Genomic DNA, 20,249 nt, shown 5'->3' with positions numbered 1-20,249 from the left:
AAATGTGATGATTACTCTGACAATCTATCAAACTATCGCGGGCCATGGGGACGGTTTTGCCGGTGCACGGAGCTGCTGACCGGCAGAACCGTCCCCGTGGCACTGCAGACCTAGGCGCTGCTTATCTCCGAAAACTTACCCGTTCAGCGTAACGGTAAACGCGGTCCCTTCTTTTCCGCTTTCAACGGAGATCTTTCCTTTGTTTGCTTCAACAATACTCCGGGCAATGGCCAGGCCCAGCCCGTGCCCGCCGGTTTCCCGGCCGTGGGCAGGATCTGCCCGCCAGAACCGGTCAAAGACCTTTTCCCGGTCTTCCGGGGCAATGGGTTCGCCGGTGTTGAACACCCGCAGTTCCCGCAGCTTTCCATGAGTCTTCAGGCTCACCGCGATCCGTCCGTTCTCATCGGAATACTTCAGGGCATTGGAAAGCAGGATCACGGTCAGCTGCTGGACCATCTCCTCATTGCCGGTGCAGCGGATGCCTTCCGGGATATCCGTTTCCAGTGTTTTGCCGGCTTCATAGACAGTGCTTTCAAAAGGCAGCACCACATCCAGCACTGCGTGGCTGAGGTCGAAAGGCTTCATTTCCGCGGTGCCTTCATGCCGGTCCATCCGGGCCAGGGATAGCAGGTTGTTTACCAGACTGTCCGTGCGGCGGACCTCAGAGCGGATATATCCCAGATACTCGTTTTCCCCGATCTCCTGTTCCAGCACTTCCGCGTTGGCGGAGATAACGGCCAGGGGAGTTTTCAGTTCATGGCTGGCGTCGGAAACAAACTGTTTCTGCCGGGTAAAAGCATCCTCCACGGGTTGGACCATTTTCCGGATCAGCAGCCATGCCAGCAGGGAGAGCAGGACACAGGCCGCTGCGGCGATCAGGATCGTGGAGCGCAGCACATTGGAAGCGGACAGATAATCAAGCCGTGCGTCCAGGACGACCAGCAGGGACTGGCCGTCTTTTTCTGTTTTGCGATAGAACTGCGTACCGATCCGGCCACTGCCTTTTCGTTCGGCCTGGATGCTTTCGGCCATGGCAGTCACCTGTTCATCCGAATACAGGTCGGTCCTGTCGGAGGTCCAGGATGCCACGGTCCCATCCCTGTTCAGGGTAATGGTATAGGAATTGCTCAGGCCGGCTGCCGCGGCTTCGCTGCCGCTGCGCAGGGCCGGCGGTTCTCCCCGGCCGCCTCGTTTATCCTTTCGGAATCCGCGCCCGTCATCATCCGGCCGCGGGGAGGACAGTTCCGCTTTTCGTCCGGGATCTGCCTCCTGCAGGACGGAGCGGGAACCGCTGCTGTCTGCCAGAACGGCCAGGGTTTCTTCCGCCTGGGCGGCAATGCTGCGTTCGTTGGCCAGGTGAATGGCCAGTACGATACCGGCGGATACCAGGATCAGCACAGCGATGACCATCAGCGTCATGCGCCGGCGCAGTTTTCCGATCATGTTTCTTCCTCCAGGGAATACCCAAGTCCCCGGGTTGCCCTTATCTTTACCCGGGAGCCGATAAAACCCAGCTTTTTCCGTAAAAAGGAAACATATACTTCCAGGTTGTTATATTCCGCTTCGCTTTCCAGTCCCCAGACACGTTCCTGCATGGTCTCTTTGGACAGGATCTGCCCGGGATTGCGCAGGAACAGCTCCATGAGCTGGTATTCCTTCGCGCCGAGACGGACGTCCTGCCCGTTTTCGGTATTCTTCAGGCTGGCGTCTTTTGATTCCAGGGCCAGGTCCCCGAAGGAAAGGCTCATGACCGGGGGAGTGCTTCCCCGGCGGGTGATGGCATGGAGGCAGCTGATCAGCTCAGCGGATTCAAAAGGCTTGGGAAGATAGTAATCCGCGCCGCTGTCCAGTCCCGTCAGCCGGTCTTCCAGAGCTGTCCGGGCGGTGAGCATCAGGACGGGCGTGGCAACCTTTGCTTTCCGTATTTCGCGCAGCACGGAAAAGCCGTCCATTCCGGGCAGCATCACGTCCAGGATGACGGCGTCGTATTCTCCGCCCAATGCCCAGTCCAGGCCGTCGGTTCCGTCATAGACCGGATCCGCGGCGATCCGCTCTTTTTCCAGCAGTTTGCAGACAGCCGCGGAGAGTTTCCGGTCGTCCTCCACCAGTAAAACCCGCATATTCTTTTCCTCCATGTCCTGATGATAACACAGCCGTCCCGGAACAGCAACAAGGGACTCCCGGGGGGCCGGAAGTCCGGTTAAAGGAGCGGACCGGGTCCGGAGACTTCTGCTCCCGGCGCTGCTGTCCGCGGACGATATCATCATAAAAGGAGAAGCTTGAATGAAAATTGAAGGAAAAAACGGCTGTGGCCGGAATACTACTGAAAACTGAAGATTGAAAACTTTGCGATCGCTGTTACCAAAATGCCATTGGCATTTTGACAGCTGTAGCATGGCAGTCGTTACCCAAATCATAGATTTGGACAACTGCTCAATAACTGAATAATGGTGGATAAAACAGCGCTGGCAGCGCTGTTTTTTTGAACTGATCAGATCTCTCCACTACGCCTGCGGCTTCGGTCGAGATGACAACGGGGGCGCTGCTATATAAATCCCATGTTTGCTGTTTCACTCTGAATCCGTGGGAGATTTCTCCGCTCCACTTCGTTCCGGTCGAAATGACACCAAGGCCGAACCGCAATATTGTGTTTTAGTTTCGGGTTTCAACGAGACCTCGGAGGAGATCCTTCGACTCCGCTCAGGATGACACCTGTTATGTGACTCCGTCTCAACTATTGTATATTGTTGATAAAAGTAAATATCACATTGGCCGCAGGCCAATATTTCACGTGCCTGAAAGGCACATTTCACGTTTGCGCAGCAAACATTTCACACGACGAAGTCGTATTTCACTTACCAGCTTCTCGTCAGTCGTTCCCCGATACTTGTTTCCTCTCTGTTTTCACACACAATTAGTGTTGACTAACCTTGTGCCCGGCTCCTACAATAGTCCCTGTTCCATGGGGGAGTAGCAAGCGTGAAACGCAGCAAGTCAACATACTGGCCTTTACGGTCTGGCTTGCTTTAATATGCGAGACTCATGTATAACTGCGAAGCTATACATGTACGTCCCGATGACAGTCAGGTATGGTTTCGCCGTACCTGACTGTTTTGTTTCGGAGGGAAAGTTATGTCATTCAGTTTCGTGTTCATCCTGAACAGCATCCTCTTCGGTATCGGCCTGGCCATGGACGCCTTTTCCGTATCCGTCGCCAACGGTCTGAACGAGCCGAATATGCATGTGCGGCGTTCCCTGCTGATCGCCGGGACTTTCGGACTGTTCCAGACCCTGATGCCCCTGGCCGGGTGGATCTGCGTGCATTCCATTGCTGAAGCCTTCCAGGCCTTCCAGCCCTTCATCCCCTGGATCGCCCTGGCCCTGCTGCTGTTCATCGGTATCAAAATGATCGTGGAAGGTGTCCGGGAGGAAAAAGGCGAGGCGGAACCGCTCCACGGCGGCGCCCTGATGATCCAGGGAATCGCCACTTCCATTGACGCCCTGTCCGTGGGTTTCACCATCGCGGAGTACAATTATGTTTCTGCCCTGACGGAGTCGCTGATCATCGGCATCGTTACCTTCGGGATCTGCGTCGCGGGCATCCGCCTGGGAAAGACCATCGGCACAAAGCTGGCCGGAAAAGCATCCGTTTTCGGCGGCATTATCCTGATCCTCATCGGACTGGAAATCTTCATCACCGGCATTACCTGAGCCGGTGTTTTTTGTTTCCGTTCTTGTGGGATCATCCCGCGGATGCTATCATGAAAAAACAGGAGGATATCACGGTGCCGGAGGTCCGGTGCCGGATACAAAGAAATGGGACTGACCAAAACAGATTTCATGCGGGGCATTCAGTGCCCGAAGATGCTCTGGCTGGACAAGCATAAGCCGGGGCTGCGGGTGATTCCCCCGGAAGTCCGGGCAAGGCTGGACGCGGGCAATGACTTTGGCGACAAGGCCATGGGCATGTTCGGACCCTATGAGGAGATGACGGTTTACCTCCCGGGTTCGACGATTCCGGATAAAAAGAAAATGGCGGCAAAAACTGCCCTGCACATTGAGCTGGGCACGCCGGTGATCTGCGAGGCCGCCTTCATCTATTACAACCATTACTGCGCCGCGGATATCCTGCGGAAAACGGATACGGGGTATGACTTCTATGAGGTAAAGAATGCCCCGGAGGTTCATGAGCAGTTTATCAAGGACGCCGGGTTCCAGTTTTACATCATGGACCGGTGCAAGGTCCGGATCGGAAAGATCTTTATCGTGACTCACGGGCCGGATGAAGGGGATCCCTTCGTTCCGGTGGAGATCACGGAAAAGGCAAAGGCGTATGCCCCCTGGGTGAACGAGCGGATCTGGGACCTGAACCGGATGCAGAAGGAGCGGGAAGAGGTGGAAGCGGAACCCGGGGAACAGTGCACCCACCCGTATGAATGCTGGTATTACGGCTACTGCCACGGGGAAAAGTGCAAGGCGGCGGAACAGATCAGCATGGAAGGACTGCTGGGATTATGAAAAAGAGCGGTTAAATAAACCGCTCTTTTTCAGTGCCAATTAGGCAGGAACTGCGTATCAATCAGTGCCGGGAACAAAAAGCAGACCGGAGCATAAAGGAGACAGCAGGATGAACAGCATCAGGATCAACCGGGTCAGGGCCATGAGCGAGGAGTTCGCGCGGGACAAGGGCGGCATTGCCGCGAATATCTGGCGCTATTGCACCTCCGGAACCGACGGGGTCCTGACAAAAGAAAGAATGGCGTGGCTGACAAGGATCATGCGGGAAGCGAAGCGCGCAGGGACCTCCCTGGACGGATTCCTATCCGCGGGCAGCGGTGACCGCCGCTCGGTGGAATTCTGCCGTTTTATCTGGGCCCGCCTGTGATTTCCCGGACCCGCTCCAGCAGGTTGTAAATCCCGTCTTCGGAAAGCACACCCCGCTTCAGGTCTTTCGGGAGCTGCCCGGCTTCGTCCGCGGCAAAGTCTTCCTTCCATTCGGGAGAGGCGTAATAGCGATCCAGCTCCTCCACTTCCGGAAGGACCTGCTCAAAGGCGTCCAGCGCCTTCAGCGCGCGGTCCAGCTTTGCTTCATAATACTGAACCCTTTCCGCCGCTGTGCCTCCGGAACCGGCGGCTTTATTGCCGTTTGAAGACTCTTCCGAATATTTGTCCAGAGCAGCCTGGAGCTCACCGCGGATCTCATCCGCCAGTTCCGCTGGGGAGGTGACGCGGACGAACTCGCTGTGCTGCAGGGCAAAAAGCTTCATATCAAAAGCAGGGACCCGGACGGTACATTCATACTGTCCGTCTTTTTTTGCCTGGAAGGAGGCACCTTTGCCGAAAGCGTCGATCACGATGGGCACACCTTTTTCGGCGCAGTCAAAGGTGATCCGCTCCGGATCACCGAAAGCCATGTTGGCGTTATGCTCCATGAACTCCTGCAGGTTCCAGCCCTCATGGAAGCCGTCCAGCTCCCGCACGGGGCGGACCGGCAGCTTTTCCTCGATCTGCACGTCCGTCATCCGGTCCATGCGGTAAACGGTCAGGGTGGTGTGGTGGTCGTTGTTGCAGATCAGGTAATAGAACCCGTTGCGGATGACCATGGCGTAGGGGTTCAGCAGGTGGGCGGAGTTCCACCGGGGGTGCAGGGTGAAATCCGTTCCCATACTGTTGTAGACAACGGAGATCTTTTTGCCGCTGTCGATGGCCCGGCCTACCCGGTCGATGTTCTCAAACAGCTCCGGGTTTACCGGCTCATCCGCTGCCAGGCGGCGGATTTTATTCAGGTTCAGGTTCTTCCGGAAGTGGGCGTTCCCCAGGTTGCACAGCTTCTCCAGCAGGTCCTTCCGGGCCTCGTGGGGCACGTTCCGGCTGTAGAGGATGCCGTCGATGAGCCAGCGCAGCTCCGCGTCGGAAAACTCCTGGTCATAGTAGAGCCCGGAGTAATAGGTTTCATAGTCCGAGTCCTTCTCGTCATGGGCGGTGTTGGAAACGGAGCGGATGCGGCTTTCCGGATCCAGCACCAGATCGGTGATGGTACGGCGCACCGTGGAGCGGTCCGTGGAATAGCCGGCTTCGTGCAGCCGGTCCACCAGCTCCTTCTGCTTCATGGGGTGCAGCCGGTCCGTATGCTCCCGCAGGATCTTCACCAGGTCAAAAACCATATATTTCTTTTTGTTGATGTTGGATTCGGCCATGGCAAAGCCCTCTTTCATTTTTCTGTTTTGGATGGCGATGAAATTGTAACAAGAATGGGGTATATTTACAACATTTTTATTGCGCTATCACGCCGGCGGACCGGTACTTTGTGGGATTCGGGCTGTACTGGTATATGGTCATACACTTTCCTTCGGGCATGGTAACCATGCCGACGGGAACAAAGCCGCGCTTCAGGTAAAAGAGGTTGACCCGGTCGTTGTCATCCGAGGCGGTGGTCAGGCTGACGCAGTCGCAGGTATTGTAGTCCGGCATAGCCTTGATGTAATCCAGCATTTTTGTTCCGGTGCCGTTTCCCCTCAGGTGCGGATAGAGGGCAAAGGAACCCAGCTCGATAAACTTCCGGGAATAAACCTTTGATTTTGCCTTTTTGCAGGATTCATAAAGATTTTTCACATTCCGGTACAGGGACGGTTTGCGCAGGATCAGGCGGGCGGCGCTGTACAGGAACAGGAGCGGGCGGCTGTTGATCACGTTGACCGGCACCTGGGAGGTGCCGTCCATGTAGGACAGAAGCCCTACCAGGTTTCCGTCTTCTTCCGCGATGACGATACCGGCGTTCGGATCTTCAATATACTCCCGGTAAACGGCCTTCATGAAAGGGAGCCCCAGCATGGAAAGGAAGTAGTCCGGAAAGGTGCTGAGGTGCAGCCGTGCCATTTCGTTAACCAGCTTCAGGTCTCCCGGGTTTGTCTCTCTGATGATCATTTGCTTTTTCCTCACATCGTTTTTTTCAGCGCCTTCAGGTCGGCCATGGTAACGCCCCTGCGGGTTGTCAGTCCCTTGATGATCCGGTAGACATACAGGAAGGGCAGCAGGATCTTATGCCGGTAGACTACCGGATAAGCATAGCGGATATCTTCCAGCGGCATAAAAAGGCGGGATCGGAAAAAACGGAGCTTTCCGCGGAAACCGCCGCCGAAGGAATTGATCTCGTTCACCACCTTTTGTTCATATGAACCGTAGGTGCCGCTGGAGGCATAATAGGCAAGCATCTCCTGTTCCGCCTCTGTCAGCGCCTCTCCGCTGAACAACCGGAGGGCCAGCTCCCGGCTCTTTTTTTCATAATCAGCGGTTCCCATTTTTTCCGCTTCCGCCGTCACATAGGCCATATCCAGTTCGTTTCCGTAATGCTTCAGAAACACATAGGTGTCCAGCAGGGAACGGATCCCGGTGCCGCCGTGCCGGTAGTGCTTGTATTCATGGGCGGTCAGGTACAGGTAAAGGTCGTCTGTTGAGAAATGGCGTCCGAAAGACCCTTCCTTATCCGGAATCAGGCGTTTTTCCACGCCCGTGTAATACTCGTGGAAGACGTGGCTGTCCATGCCGCTGAACAGCATCCGGTGGATCTCAAAATTGCTGACAGGCGGTTTCCGGTATTCATCATGATGGCCTTTTCCGGTCTCCTCCGCTTCAAACCCCAGTTCCTGCATGATCCGGCCGACATCCTTTGCCCGGGCGGCGTCCACCAGGATATCGTTGTCCGCCATTTCGCGCATGCCGTAGCGGGGATACAGATCCTTGAGGATGGCGCCCTTCAGCGGCATGTACCAGATGCCTGCTTCCTCCAGCTTCCGGGTCAGCTCCGCCCGGTCCGCATCCAGCAGGGCGTTTTTCCGCATAGCCTTGGCAACGGCCTGCACAAAAGCCTCGTTCCGGATGCCGGCGGATTCCAGCGCCATTCCGGCGGCCGCCGCCAGCTTATGATTCTGCGCGGCTTCATATACGAGGGAAAGATCCATTCCGTCTGTACGGCTTTTCTCCGGAACCTGCCCGTTCACCGCGCAGGCCGCGAGATAAACCAGGTCGTCCAGCACCTTTTTGTTTTCCTCCGTCATCATGCTTCGCATCCTCCTTCTTCGGTAAACCGCAGCACCCGGTCGCAGATGGCGAGCGCCGCCGGCCGGTGCGTCACGATGATCACGGTCCTGTCTGTCAGGCCGCGCAGGTTCTTCAGCAGCTGTTCTTCTGTTTCCGCGTCCAGGGCGCTGGTGGATTCATCCAGCAGCAGCACCGGCCGTCCGGAAAAGATGGCCCTCGCAATGGCCACCCGCTGCGTCTGGCCTTCGGACAGGCCTGCGCCGCGTTCGCCCAGCTCCGTATCCGCACCATGCTCCAGCCCGGAAACGAATTCCTCCGCGCAGGCGGTTCGCAGAGCCTGCCCCAGGCGTTCTTCATCCCCGGCATGCGCCGGATCCGCGAAAGAGACAATGTCCCGGATGGTTCCGTGCAGCAGGGCGTTACCCTGGGGAACATAGGCAAAGAGCCCGCGCCAGGCCGCTGTCAGCGGCTGTCCGTCCACGGTGATTTCCCCGCTGTCCGGCGGGTACATACCCAGCAGCAGCTTCAGCACGGTGGATTTCCCGCAGCCGCTGTGCCCGCAGAAGGCGACAGTTTCGCCCTTCCGGATTTCCAGGCTGAGGTCCTTCAGGATCTCCTGCCGGTCTTCCCCGGCATAGGTGAAACAGACGTCCCGGAGGCGGAGGGCCTGGAAACGGCTGTCATAAAAGTCCTGGATCTGTGCGGGCGTCATTCTCTCTTCCGTCTGTTCATCTTCCAGCTGCTCCGCCTCCATCAGGCGCTCGGCGCTGGCCAGCATGGCAAACCATCGCGGCAGGTATCCGCTGATGCTGGTAATGGGACCCTGGATCTGGGCGATCAGCTGCATCACGGCGGTCAGTGTGCCGTAGGAAACGGAGCCGGACATAATACCCCGGGCACAGTAGATGATGCCGTAAACGTACATCGCGTTGATCGCCACGGCCACGCCGGAGGTGCCCAGGTTAGCCAGGTTGTTTTTCCGCATCCGGTCCCGCAGGTGGGTGCGCATCCGGTTTGCGGCTTCCTGTTCCGCATGTTCTTCCGCCGCGTAGGATTTGACGATCATCAGGTTTCCGATGCATTCCTGCAGGAAAATCCGCAGTTTCCCGTCCGATTCCTGCATCCGGGTGTGCAGGCGTTTGAGCACTCCCCGCAGCAAAACGGACAGTGCGATCATTGCCGCGCCGCCGGGCAGCAGGATCGCGGTGAAATGGCCGTCCAGCACAATCAGCATCGTGACGGCAGCAACAAGCCGGACCCCCATGCCGGAGAGGCCCGGAATCAGCTCTGTATAGTTTTCCGCAACAATGCGCGTATCGTTTGTCAGCCGGTTCATCCATTCCCCGGAGTGAACGGCGCTTACGGCCGCGTACTCTTTCCGCAGGATGGCCGCGGTCAGCCGCTGCTTGAACAGGTTTTCAAGCTGCGCTTTGGAAAGCTCTGTCAGCCATCGGTTGACCATGTGCAGCAGGAGGGAGCCCGCCGTCAGGATCAGGAGAAGCAGCGCGTAATGCCGGAATGCGGCACCGTCCCTGCTCACAGCACTGTTGACAACGCTCCGTGTAAGCAACGCGAAACCGACACTGAGGAACCCGGTCAGGACCTGCGCCGCGGTCAGCGCGGCAATATAGCCTTTTTTCCGCCCGGGCGTCCGCCAGAGCCAGGCAACGGTATGATTACGCATGGACGATCCTCCCGGCAATCTTCCGGATTTTGCCCCCGCAGCGTTTCAGGAAGATCCGGAGGCTGCTCAGCCGCAGCATAAAAAAAGCATACAGCCGGTATGGCAATTCTTCCGTGCTGTGCGTCTTTCCCTTCCGGACATAACCAGTCATCACGCCGAGGATATCTTCGTCCCGGATGCCGTATTCCCGCGCGATGCAGTTGTCCCCCAGAATGACGTAATCTTCATTCCGGATCTGCATGACCCGGTGCAGCACATAGTGGTTCGGCGGCCTGCGGTACAGCACCACATCCCCGGGCCGGCACTTCTCCCCGGGCTCTTTCCTGCGCACGGTGAAAAGATCCCGGCCTTCCCGAAGCAGCGGCAGCATGCTCACGCCTGTCATCCGGTAGGTCAGGCTGTCGTGCTCCGCCAGGTATGATTCATAATCCATCTTCTTATTCGGCCAGCGCGCCGACGTCCCGCAGGTTCTGCAGCGCGGTCCGGACGTCCCGGGCCAGCACCTCTTCCGGCGCGTCAAAACGCGCCTTCATCGCGGCGATGATCTCCGCCTCGGTGGTTTCCTTTTCCAGCAGGTTCAGGATGATGCCCAGGGTCTTGTTGCCCCTGACCAGGCCGGCAAAACCGGCCCGTCCGGTAGGAACCAGCATGGCCTCCTGATCTGTCGTGTGGCACAGGAATTCTTTTTTCAGTTTCATTGCCGGGTGGCCTCCTTCATGATGTTGTAGGACAGTTCCGCTGCTTCCGGATCCATGTTGCATCCAAGCCGGTACAGGGAAACGGTGCGGCTCAGCCGGTCCACCAGGGACAGGGTCTTTGCCAGTGCTGCCGGATCCAGGGGACGGTAGCTTTGCTGAATCAGCATGGGGAACGCTTCCTCGCGGGTTATGGCGCGGATCGTGTTCTGCTTCGCGCGCTCGAGGATGCAGACGGCCTTCAGCGGAACCGAGATGTTTGTGCCCAGGCGGTGCTTTCCGTTCCAGGGCGTGCCGTAAACAACCGCGCCGTCTTCGGTAAGGCGGATCAGGGGCTTGTCGTCGTTCACCATCACGGCGCGGTCCCCAAGCATCTCCCGCCACAGGCGGGTATGGGTGCTTTTGCCGGTTCCGCTTCTGGCGGTAAACAGGTAAGCGGCGCCGTCCGCCGCAACGGCGGATCCGTGAAACAGGAATGTATCCCGGAAGGGCATCTGTTCCGCGATCCTCCGGTAAACCGCCAGCAGTTCCAGCTCTTTGTTCCGGTTCTCTTCGGACTGGACGGGGATCACCTCGCCAATCTGTTCGGAGCGTTCCCGCTCAAAAACCAGGTCTTCCGGGGTTGTCTCCACAAAAAAAACGGGTGCTCCCTCTGCCCGGTAATCCCGGCAGTAATCATGTACAGCGGAATACAGGGAACTGATTCCGATCATCTGATCTCCGATCAGGTAGGTTCCTGTCATGATGGAGGGGCTCCTTTCGCATTAACGGTCGCGCGGAACAAGGTGATTTTCTATTATAAACAGCAGACATGCCGGGGATGGGTCAGAAAGGCTGTACGGGTAAACCGTGCAGCCGGAGATGCTACTTACTTAGTGGGATACTGCTGGCTTGCGCAAATAACATCTTCCGCTTCAAAGCGGACCACTTCCATTTCCAGAGCTTCATACTTTTCCATGATTGCGTCCTCCTTTCCGCATTAGTCTGTACATTTTCTTTGCCGTTTACAATTATTGGTACAATTTGTAAAGATGTCAATACATTTGCCGTGCTTTACATGTATACAGGATACATACAATATACAATCAAAACACCATGTAACCATCTTTGGGGTCTTTCATTTCAAAATGTTTTGCCAGGGGAATGGAAGAAAATATCCTTCTTTTCCTGATGTTTTTTTCAGAATCTATAATGGGGTAAAAATGCAACACATTTTACTCCATACTGAATATGACCCCGGGAGGGAGAATGAGGAACTGGGAGGAGAAGAACCATGACCACTGTCCGGAATCATTTCAGTATCGCGAAGGCGCCTGCGCTGTTTTGCTGGTATGCGTATATTGACACGGTGGACTGCCTGGCGGATTCCCTGTTTGAGCAGGAAGGGATCACCGTCCGCAAGGTGCAGGAGTTTGAGAACAAAGTAAACTATTATACCCTCGTCATCTGCAAAGTCCTGCCCTGGCACAGGGAAGGCTTCCTGAAGGCGCTGGATAAGCTGCCGGACAAGATGTGCCTCCTGGGCTTCCGGGACTATGATGAGTTCTGCAGGGAGTACCTGGATTATTCTGAGAACTGGCTGGTGGAAAAGGAAATGAAAAGCCGGGAAAGGGGGAAGGCGGGGGACAATACCTTGTCTCCCTGCCTCCAGTGAAATACTTCAAAGTAAATAAATTGCTTTGAAATGTCTGAATCTTTATTAGATCTCTCCGCGCGGCCTGCGGCCTTGGTCGAGATGACAACTGGGGGCGCGGCCTTCGGCCTTGGTCGGGATGACAATTGGGGGTGTGGCCTGCGACCTTGGTCGAAACGATACGGGGGAGTAACTGCGGAGAATTGCGGACGGAACAAGAATGTCATCTCGACCAAGGGCATTTGTGCCCGCGTGGAGAGATCTGAAAACGCAGCATGAACACATACTATGTTTATATGATGGCGAGTAACAATAATCATGCCTTATACATAGGCGTGACAAACAATCTGCCCAGAAGGGTGTACGAGCATAAAACCGGCATACTGGCAGGGTTTACGGAAAAGTATAACGTGCACAAGCTTGTATGGTGCGAAAGCTGTCATGATATCAAAAGCGCCATAGCAAGAGAAAAACAACTCAAAAGATGGAGCAGAAGTAAAAAGGAAATGCTGATTAATAAAATGAATCCGGAGTGGGCAGATCTGAGCAGGTGAGGGGGATAGATCTCTCCACTCCACTTCGTTCCGGTCGAGATGACACCTTAATCAGGTAGAAATTTAGGAAGTTTTTCGGCTGCGGCCGGGTTAGATCTCTCCGCAACCTCAATCGGCGCACTGCTCGTTTGGAGCACTTCGCATTGCTTGTTTCGGTTGACTCACTCACCTCATTTTCGCCTTTGGCGAATGACCCACCGGGTCACCACTCGGATCGTTCCCCGCGCGGCCTGCGGCCTTGGTCGAGATGACATCGGGGGGCCAAAGGCTCTGGGAGGAAGTAAGAAGCAGGAGACAGGAGTTTTTTCGGCTGCGGCCGGGTTAGATCTCTCCACGCGGCCTGCGGCCTTGGTCGAGATGACATCGGGGGGGCCAAAGGCTCTGGGAGGAAGTAAGAAGCAGGAGGCAGGAGTTTTTTCGGCTGCGGCCGGGTTAGATCTCTCCGCGCGGCCTGCGGCCTTGGTCGGGGTGACAATTGGGGGCGCAATGCTGTCAGTTTATACAATTATGCATTATGCATTATGAATTATGCATTGGAAAAACATGGGTTTCCCATGTTTTTTTATTTTATTTGATTTATCATGAAGAAAAATCCGTACGAATTCCGTCTGATAAGTGAAAAGACCAACGAGGAGGTGGGGCGGATGCAAAAGGAGACCTTGGTACCGGGCTCCATCTGCGAAGAAGAACTGAACCGCCTGGTGGATGCCTATTCAGGCATTCTGCTGGGTTTATGCCGGCTCACGCTGGGAGATACGGCAATGGCGCAGGATATTGTTCAGGAGACTTTCCTGAAGGCCTGGCAGAAGGGCGGCTTCCGGAAGGAAACCGAGAAGGCCTGGCTGATCCGCGTCGCGATGAACTTGTGTCATGACTATCACCGGAGCCGGTGGTGGAAACATATAGACCATAAAGCGTCAGCGGACGATATTGTGATCGCTGAACCGGATCCCGCGGACCGGGAGATCCTGAGCATGGTGCAGGATCTTCCCTTCCGGGAACGGCAGATCGTGATCCTGTATTTCTGGAACTGCATGACGCTGGACGATATCGCGCAGACCCTTGGCATCAGCCAGGCCACGGTTTTCCGGGGGCTGGACAAAGCCAAGAAGCTGCTGAAACTGGAACTGGAAGGAGGCTGAGAGAGATGAAGGAAAAAGAATTATACCGCGCCCTGGATGCTTCAATCACGGGCTGTCAGCCTTCCTATTACTGGAAGAACCACGTGGTTCGGCAGATCGTGAAAGGAGAAGAGATGAAGAAGAGGACAAAACTGTCCCTTGGTGCCATCATCGTGGCGGCGCTGCTGCTGATCTCAGCAGTCGGGGTTGCCGTTGGGGTGCTGGTACATGAATATTACGCGAAAGTGGCGCAGATGGAACGGGACGGCGCACTGGAGCGCTGGGAACTGGATGACAAGATCAAGTTTATTGATGCCATGAAAGAGTGCAACTTTGAACTGGATGAAGATCTGTACGCGCTGGTGAAGGATGAGACCCGGTCCGGGGAAGAGCGGGAAGCCGCCGCGGACCGGATTGTCAACAGCACCTACGGTGAACTGCTGCAGCAGGAACTGCTCTACTATGAGACAAACGACGAGGACAGCCTGGGGATCGCTCCGGATGTATATACGGTGTTCCAGGAACGCTATTTCGCCGAGCATCCGGACTGGGAAGATGATTATGAAAGCTATCAGGCATACTTTGACGCGCTGGGTCATTACCTGCGGGATGAGATCGGCATGCTGAAGGATTACAGCGACACTGTACCGGAAGCTCCCGTGGTTGATGAAGCCTATGCCGCGAAAGCCCTGAAGGGCCGGATGACGGTCATGATGTGGGACGCTGAAACGGTGGAAGCCCTGGTGCCGCAGGTAGAATGGGACGATACTTGCCGGATGTGGACCGTCAGCGGTGAGGTCAGCGATGCCTCCATGGAGAAGGCTACGGACCTGCGCCGGGACATGAATCCGGTGCTCTCCGGAAACAATATTGAAAAAACAGAGACAGGCTACCGCTATACCATCCTGGTGGATGAAAAAGGCCGGACCTGGGACCGGGATCTGGACAAGGAGGCTTTCCGGAAGGAATACCTGAACCAGGTGATCCCGGTGGAGAAGATCTCCGTGAGAAAGGCCATGGAACTGGCGGAAACCGCGGTGAAGGAAAAGTACCAGCCGGATGAGGAAGGCTGGAAGGAAGTATTCGCGGACGCGGCGGACTTCGGCATCGGCGGGGAAAACGCCGGGCTGAAGCTGGTGTATTTCCACAAGCATTACTATCGCTTCTTCTACGAGGATTACATGTACGGCGCTGTGGTGAACATGGCTGACGGCAGGGTGGAAGCTCTGGCGGACTACCGGGATGAAGCACAGGCGCCGGAGTGGCAGCTGCTGAACTATGCCGCGCGGACGGAGCAGAAGGAAGGCTGGTACAGCTGCTGGAAGCCTGAAAGCAAACAGGGGCTGATCGATAAGATCCGGGCCTGCGGCCTCCTGCCGGAGCATGCCTACTGGCAGCTGGCGGAGCCGGCCGAAGCGGATACGGACGCCTTTGCGGCGGAGCTCTTCGGGGCGAAGGGCCGCCTGTCCCTGGTGAACGTGAAGGTAATGCTCCACAGCCTGAAGGGACCGGAAGAGAACTGGGACCTGGAAACAAAGCTGCTGGCAGACTGGCTGATCCGCCGGTACGGGATCCAGTCGGAAGACCTGCGGGAGCAGCAGGAGGCCGGAGAGGATATCGATGCCGCGAAAGCGGAGAAGATCATCAGGGCAGCGGTCTGCGAAGCCTGGAACATGCCCGCGGACGCCCTGGACAACTGGGCGGTGGTAACCAGGCTGGTGCAGGATGCGATCACTGTGGAGATGACGGAAGACGGACCGATACAGAACAGTATGGTGTATTATCGGGTTTTCCTGACCCGGCCGGATGAGGAGGTTGGCCTGGATACCTTTGGCGGACGGGACAACTTCAACTACAGGGTATCAACGGACGGAAACATCCTGACCACGGAAGACTGTTCCGGCTGGTACAGCCCGAAGGAGGATATGGAAAGATGGAAAAAATGAGAAAGATCCTGAAGAACATCCTGCTCCTGTGCCTGTGCATGGCGCTGTTCACAGGTTCAGCCCTGGCAGCCAATGAGGTGCTGGATATCAGCAGCGAAGGCTATGACAGTATGGAGTACGCGCTGACGCTGCCGGACGGCCGCCTCGTTTTCACCGGTAAGCACGGAGAGCCGGGAAACTATATGAACAGCAGGGCCAGGCTCCTGTGCCTGAACCCGGACAGGACGGTTTCCTGGGAATATATCCATCCGGCGGAAGGAAGCTGGGGAGCCCACGGCGTTGTCCTGATGAAGGACGGAACCCTCTGTGTGAGGCTGACCAACTCACCGTATCAGACCCTGGCGGAGGATAAACTGGTGTTCTTTACCCAGGACGGCCAGCTCACCGGCAGGGAGATCCCGCTGGAGGAGAAGGAAACGAAGGAAGGCTTTTTCAGATACGGCATAAGCGATTACGGCATGATTACGTATTACGTTACCCACGAAGCAGAGGACTGGGATAAGGAATACCGGGAATTCAGCGACTGGGACGGAAACGTACTGTTCCGGACGGAGGGAAACAGTGCGTTCCTGACGGACCGGACCATTGAGGAAGAGGACGGGGTAGTCCTGATCGGCTATGAAAACGGGAAGAACGGCGCCGGGAAGATCATAAAGCTTGACTGGCAGGGAAACACGGTCTGGGAGACCGTTGTACCCTTCCTGACCGATGCAAACGGGGGTGCCATGCTGCACTGCGGCATGAAAACCTCTGACGGCGGATACCTGGCCGTGCTGATGGAAAGGCCGCTGGATATGAGCAGCGGCCGGTGGAAGACTGCCCTGGTGAAGTTCAGTTCCACCGGGCGGATTCTCTGGCAGAATGTGGAAAGCTTTGACCGGCAGCCGGATTCCATGTTCCCTGACCTGATCGAATATGACGGGAAGTATGTGCTGGAGTGCGAAGACAGGGAGCGGTTCGCTTCCCTGGATATTCCCATCCGGTATATGTGGTTTGACGCGGACGGGAACGAACTGGGCATCACGGAACTCTCTGTCCGGAAGGAGGAGCTTCCCCGGCTGGAAAAGAGCAAAAAGGCATCACTCTTCTGCGGCAGCCTGTTTGTCATGGGAAATGAGCTGTGGACTGACTGCATGAGTGACAATGACAGCGACAACCATGAGAAGCAGATGGCCAGCGTGGATACGGTGCTGATCCGGATCCCGGAACTGTGAGCTGAATAAAAGGAGAACGGATGATGAATAAAAGAATGATCAAGAGCAAACTGAGGTGCCTGCGCCGTATATTGCTCCTGTGCCTGTGCGCGGTGATGCTGACCGGCTCCGCCCTGGCGGAGGATGTGGCGGACATCAGCGGCGAAGGCTTTGACTGCATGTACTATAAATGCACGCTGCCGGACGGACGCGTGATCCTGACCGGGTGGAAAGGAACGGTGGGAAACTATATGGATTCCCGGGCCAGGATCCTGTGCCTGAATCCGGATATGACAGTTTCCTGGGATTATATCGACCCGTCGGAAGGATGCTGCAGTTTCACCTGGACGGCGCTGCTGAAGGACGGGACCCTGGGCGTGGTGTTTGAAAACTCTCCGTACCAGACCTGCGAAGAAAGGAAACTGGTATTCTTTACCCTGGACGGAAAGCCCGCAGGGAAGGAGATATCCCTTACCGTGTCCAACGCTATGGTGAACAAGGTCAGCGCTTCCTGCATCTGGCAGTTTGATTATCTGGAGGGTGTCGGAAAGGTCGAGGAGCTTCTTGACTGGGAAGGGAACGCGATCCTCCGGTATGGGAAAGAGGACAGTATTCCTTTTGACGGCATGGAATGGATGTTTGAGGAAGAGGATGGCCTGGTGTTTGCCGGAAGGGAAAGAGGCAATAATGGCTGCGCAAAGATCCTGAAGATGGACTTCCAGGGGAGTATGCTTTGGGAAAACGTACTGCCCCTGACAGCGACGGAGGCGGAAGACTCTTCGATACTGGACTGCATAAGGATGGAAGATGGCAGCTACGTGGCCCTGGTAGGCGAATTTGGCCGTGTGGCCAAAGACGGGGTAAGCGATTATGCAAACTACAGACTTGTGAAGTTCAGCCCGGGCGGACGTATCCTGTGGACAAACAGCGAAGCGTTTGACCGTTATCCCGGGAAGTGGTTCGGCAGCCTGGTATGGTATAACGGCAGGCTTGTGACGGAAATGGATAAATGGACAACAGGAAGCGACAGGGACTTTCACGCCAAACTGCTCTGGATGGATGAGGATGGAAACTGGCTGGGCACCACGGAAGTGAATAAAACACCTGAAGACTTTCCGAGGATCGCAAAGGAGAAAAAACCGTCCACACTGGGCATCACTTCTCTGATCCCGACCAGCGGCGGATTGTGGGCGCTGATCGATTATGAAGCGGAGAAAAGCACTCACCTGAAGCAAATGGATACCAAGGATGATTACCTGGTAAAGGTACCGGAACTGTAAGCAAAAGAGGACGAAAAGCAAAAGGGGCAGCGATGCTGCCTCTTTTGCAATGAAGAATGAAGAATGAATGCGTCCTTCGGACGTGTGACAGAGGGACAGTGGGCTGCGCCCAAATGCAGAATGCAGAATGCAGAATGAATGCGTCCTTTGGACGTGTGCCTGCGGCCTTGGTCGGGATGACACCGGGAAGCACGTCCTGCTGTCAGTATATATAATTGTGAATTATGAATTGTGAATTATTTACATTATCTGTTATAATCTTCCGTGACATGCAATTCATCATAAAGGGGGCTGCCGGATGGAAGCCAGGGACAGCATTTCCTACATCACGGAGGAGATCACACATATCTGCCGGAAGATCGGCCGGCGTTCCCCGGGAAGCGCCGGGGAAAAGGCTGCTGCGGAATACCTTGCCGGCCTGCTGGAAAAGGACTGCGGCTGCGCGGATGTGCAGGTGGAATCCTTCCGGGAACATCCGGACGCCTTTTACGGCTATTTCTATTTCTCCGCCTTCTGTGATATCCTCTGCTGCCTGACATTCTTTGTAAGCCCCTGGCTGAGCATCCTGTTCGGACTGCTGGGTGTTTTGCTCTTCGTTTTCCATTTTGTACTTTACCGGCCGGTGCTGGATCCCCTGTTCCCCACGCGGGAGGGGACCAACGTCACTGCGGTCCGCCCCTGCGCCGGGGAGGTAAAGCAGCGCATCTTCCTCAACGGCCATACCGACGCGGCCTGGGAGTTCCCGCTGAATTACCTTTTCGGCGGCATCGTCTTTGAGCTTCCCGGCCTGCTGGCTACGGTTGGTGTGTTCTATTACCTGTTTGTTTCCGTCTGCGTCCTCTTCGGGGCTGCCTGGGCGGAATCCGCCGGGCAGTGGGGCCTGCTGTTCCTGCCTTTCTTTGTACTGCTGACGATCACCTATAATCCGCTGCGGGTGGTGGACGGCGCCAATGACAATCTGTCCGGCTGCATGATTGGCGTTGCCCTGCTCAGGCAGATGGAGAAAAACGGGATCACCCTGGAAAACACGGAAGTCGGCGTGATCCTTACCGGTTCGGAGGAAGCGGGCCTGAAAGGCGCCAAGGCCTGGTGCGAGGCGCATAAGGATGATTATAACGACGTGCCCACGTGCATTATTGCCTATGACTCGATCTACAATCCCCAGGAGCTGATGGTTAACCGCCGGGATTTGAACAACACTGTGGACTCGGATGAGGATCTGTGCGACTATTTTCTCCTTGCGGCGGAGGATGCCGGAGTGCCCTGTAAGGCCGGCAAGGTGCCGCTCTTCGGCGGATCTACGGACAGCGCGGCCTTCACCCAGGGCGGGTTCCGGTCCATGGGGATCACGGGGCTGAGTCATTTGCTGGAGAGGTTTTACCACACCCGGCTGGATACGCCGGAGAACCTGAACCCCACGGCGCTGGAGAACTGCCTGAAGGCGACGGAGGAGTTTATCCGGCAGGCGGATCTGAGTTTGTGCCTGTGCGGGGAGGAAGAGGAGTCGGAAGAGGAAGAAGCAGAAGAGGCTGCTGCCTCTTCTGCAATGAATAATGAAGAATGAAAAGTGAAGAATGGCGTGTGACAGAGGGACAGACCTAATGTCACACTGCGTATGACACTACGTCTGTCCCGCAGTCACACGGCTTCGGGCGAGATAGATCTCTCCGCAACCTCAATCGGCGCACTGCTCGTTTGGAGCACTTCGCATTGCTTGTTTCGGTAAGGAAACGCACACGCACCGCGGACGGGATCCCCGTCCCGCGCACCGCGCGCGTCAGGACTCCACCTCATTTTCGCCTTTGGCGAATGACCCACCGGGTCACCACTCGGATCGTTCCCCGCGCGGCCTGCGGCCTTGGTCGAGATGACACCAAGGGTTGACTGCCTTCGGACCTGAAGTATATATCACATTGGACGAAGTCCTATATTTCATATCTGCGAAGCAGATATTTCACACGCCGAAGGCGTATTTCACATTGAGCAGCTATGCTGCTCAATATTTCACTTACCAGCATCTCGTCAGCCTGTACGTGCCTCAACATTTCTATTTGTGCTTTATACTCCAAACGTTTATACTGTTTCTATCAAAAAAGACGAAAAACA

19 protein-coding genes are annotated in these 20,249 nt (G+C 56.0%); 10 read left to right on the top strand and 9 right to left on the bottom strand.

Annotated features, from left to right (window positions below):
* Nucleotides 1-135 precede the first annotated feature (135 nt).
* Nucleotides 136-1,443, bottom strand: coding sequence for a sensor histidine kinase (locus JYE50_RS10915; RefSeq protein ID WP_084095571.1), 1,308 nt, complete (start codon nt 1,441-1,443; stop codon nt 136-138).
* Nucleotides 1,440-2,120 (bottom strand): response regulator transcription factor, encoded by a 681-nt coding sequence (locus tag JYE50_RS10910; RefSeq protein ID WP_084095570.1) that lies wholly within the window; start codon nt 2,118-2,120, stop codon nt 1,440-1,442. Before JYE50_RS10910 ends, JYE50_RS10915 begins: the two co-directional genes overlap by 4 nt.
* Before the next feature lie 1,012 nt (nt 2,121-3,132).
* Here JYE50_RS10910 and JYE50_RS10905 point away from each other — a divergent pair.
* From JYE50_RS10905 to JYE50_RS10895, 3 genes are all read left to right on the top strand, one after another.
* A complete protein-coding gene (locus tag JYE50_RS10905; RefSeq protein ID WP_084095569.1) occupies nt 3,133-3,711 on the top strand; it encodes a manganese efflux pump MntP in 579 nt (192 codons plus the stop codon).
* A 105-nt stretch (nt 3,712-3,816) separates the two neighbouring features.
* Nucleotides 3,817-4,518 carry a hypothetical protein gene (locus JYE50_RS10900; protein ID WP_084095568.1) on the top strand — a complete coding sequence of 234 codons (702 nt, stop codon included), beginning with the start codon at nt 3,817-3,819 and terminating at the stop codon, nt 4,516-4,518.
* A gap of 109 nt (nt 4,519-4,627) precedes the next feature.
* Nucleotides 4,628-4,885 carry a hypothetical protein gene (locus tag JYE50_RS10895; protein ID WP_084095567.1) on the top strand — a complete coding sequence of 86 codons (258 nt, stop codon included), beginning with the start codon at nt 4,628-4,630 and terminating at the stop codon, nt 4,883-4,885.
* Here JYE50_RS10895 and JYE50_RS10890 read toward each other — a convergent pair.
* From JYE50_RS10890 to JYE50_RS10860, 7 genes are all read right to left on the bottom strand, one after another.
* A complete protein-coding gene (locus JYE50_RS10890) occupies nt 4,866-6,197 on the bottom strand; it encodes a DUF4298 domain-containing protein (RefSeq protein ID WP_179138302.1) in 1,332 nt (443 codons plus the stop codon). The two genes, JYE50_RS10895 and JYE50_RS10890, sit on opposite strands and share 20 nt — an antisense overlap.
* Before the next feature lie 76 nt (nt 6,198-6,273).
* Nucleotides 6,274-6,924 (bottom strand): GNAT family N-acetyltransferase, encoded by a 651-nt coding sequence (locus JYE50_RS10885; protein ID WP_084095565.1) that lies wholly within the window; start codon nt 6,922-6,924, stop codon nt 6,274-6,276.
* An 11-nt stretch (nt 6,925-6,935) separates the two neighbouring features.
* On the bottom strand, nt 6,936-8,057 hold the full coding sequence (locus tag JYE50_RS10880; protein ID WP_179138301.1) for a nucleotidyltransferase domain-containing protein: 1,122 nt from the start codon (nt 8,055-8,057) through the stop codon (nt 6,936-6,938).
* Nucleotides 8,054-9,721: an ABC transporter ATP-binding protein gene (locus tag JYE50_RS10875; protein ID WP_084095563.1), complete on the bottom strand. Its 1,668-nt coding sequence runs from the start codon at nt 9,719-9,721 to the stop codon at nt 8,054-8,056. The genes JYE50_RS10880 and JYE50_RS10875 overlap by 4 nt, the downstream gene beginning before the upstream one ends.
* Entirely contained in the window at nt 9,714-10,154 is a 441-nt protein-coding gene (locus JYE50_RS10870) for a S24/S26 family peptidase (RefSeq protein ID WP_084095562.1), read from the bottom strand. Before JYE50_RS10870 ends, JYE50_RS10875 begins: the two co-directional genes overlap by 8 nt.
* Before the next feature lie 4 nt (nt 10,155-10,158).
* Nucleotides 10,159-10,419 (bottom strand): PqqD family protein, encoded by a 261-nt coding sequence (locus tag JYE50_RS10865; RefSeq protein ID WP_179138300.1) that lies wholly within the window; start codon nt 10,417-10,419, stop codon nt 10,159-10,161.
* Nucleotides 10,416-11,159 carry a hypothetical protein gene (locus JYE50_RS10860; RefSeq protein ID WP_283399184.1) on the bottom strand — a complete coding sequence of 248 codons (744 nt, stop codon included), beginning with the start codon at nt 11,157-11,159 and terminating at the stop codon, nt 10,416-10,418. Before JYE50_RS10860 ends, JYE50_RS10865 begins: the two co-directional genes overlap by 4 nt.
* Nucleotides 11,160-11,689: 530 nt before the next feature.
* Here JYE50_RS10860 and JYE50_RS10855 point away from each other — a divergent pair.
* From JYE50_RS10855 to JYE50_RS10825, 7 genes are all read left to right on the top strand, one after another.
* Nucleotides 11,690-12,070: a hypothetical protein gene (locus JYE50_RS10855; RefSeq protein ID WP_084095559.1), complete on the top strand. Its 381-nt coding sequence runs from the start codon at nt 11,690-11,692 to the stop codon at nt 12,068-12,070.
* A gap of 254 nt (nt 12,071-12,324) precedes the next feature.
* Entirely contained in the window at nt 12,325-12,603 is a 279-nt protein-coding gene (locus tag JYE50_RS10850; RefSeq protein WP_084095558.1) for a GIY-YIG nuclease family protein, read from the top strand.
* 644 nt (nt 12,604-13,247) lie between these two features.
* Nucleotides 13,248-13,745 carry an RNA polymerase sigma factor gene (locus tag JYE50_RS10845; RefSeq protein WP_179138299.1) on the top strand — a complete coding sequence of 166 codons (498 nt, stop codon included), beginning with the start codon at nt 13,248-13,250 and terminating at the stop codon, nt 13,743-13,745.
* A gap of 5 nt (nt 13,746-13,750) precedes the next feature.
* Complete coding sequence (locus JYE50_RS10840; RefSeq protein ID WP_084095555.1) at nt 13,751-15,670, top strand: hypothetical protein; 1,920 nt, start codon at nt 13,751-13,753, stop codon at nt 15,668-15,670.
* Nucleotides 15,658-16,884: a hypothetical protein gene (locus tag JYE50_RS10835; RefSeq protein ID WP_084095554.1), complete on the top strand. Its 1,227-nt coding sequence runs from the start codon at nt 15,658-15,660 to the stop codon at nt 16,882-16,884. Before JYE50_RS10840 ends, JYE50_RS10835 begins: the two co-directional genes overlap by 13 nt.
* Nucleotides 16,885-16,907: 23 nt before the next feature.
* Nucleotides 16,908-18,143 carry a hypothetical protein gene (locus JYE50_RS10830; protein ID WP_084095553.1) on the top strand — a complete coding sequence of 412 codons (1,236 nt, stop codon included), beginning with the start codon at nt 16,908-16,910 and terminating at the stop codon, nt 18,141-18,143.
* 298 nt (nt 18,144-18,441) lie between these two features.
* Nucleotides 18,442-19,707 (top strand): M28 family metallopeptidase, encoded by a 1,266-nt coding sequence (locus JYE50_RS10825; RefSeq protein WP_084095552.1) that lies wholly within the window; start codon nt 18,442-18,444, stop codon nt 19,705-19,707.
* The last annotated feature ends 542 nt before the right edge of the window (nt 19,708-20,249 follow it).

The sequence above is a fragment of the Aristaeella lactis genome (genome assembly GCF_018118585.1).
In the GTDB taxonomy this organism is placed as follows: domain Bacteria; phylum Bacillota; class Clostridia; order Christensenellales; family Aristaeellaceae; genus Aristaeella; species Aristaeella lactis.
The sequence above is the reverse complement of the archived record's forward strand: the minus strand, read 5'-3'. Positions and strand labels throughout refer to the sequence as shown.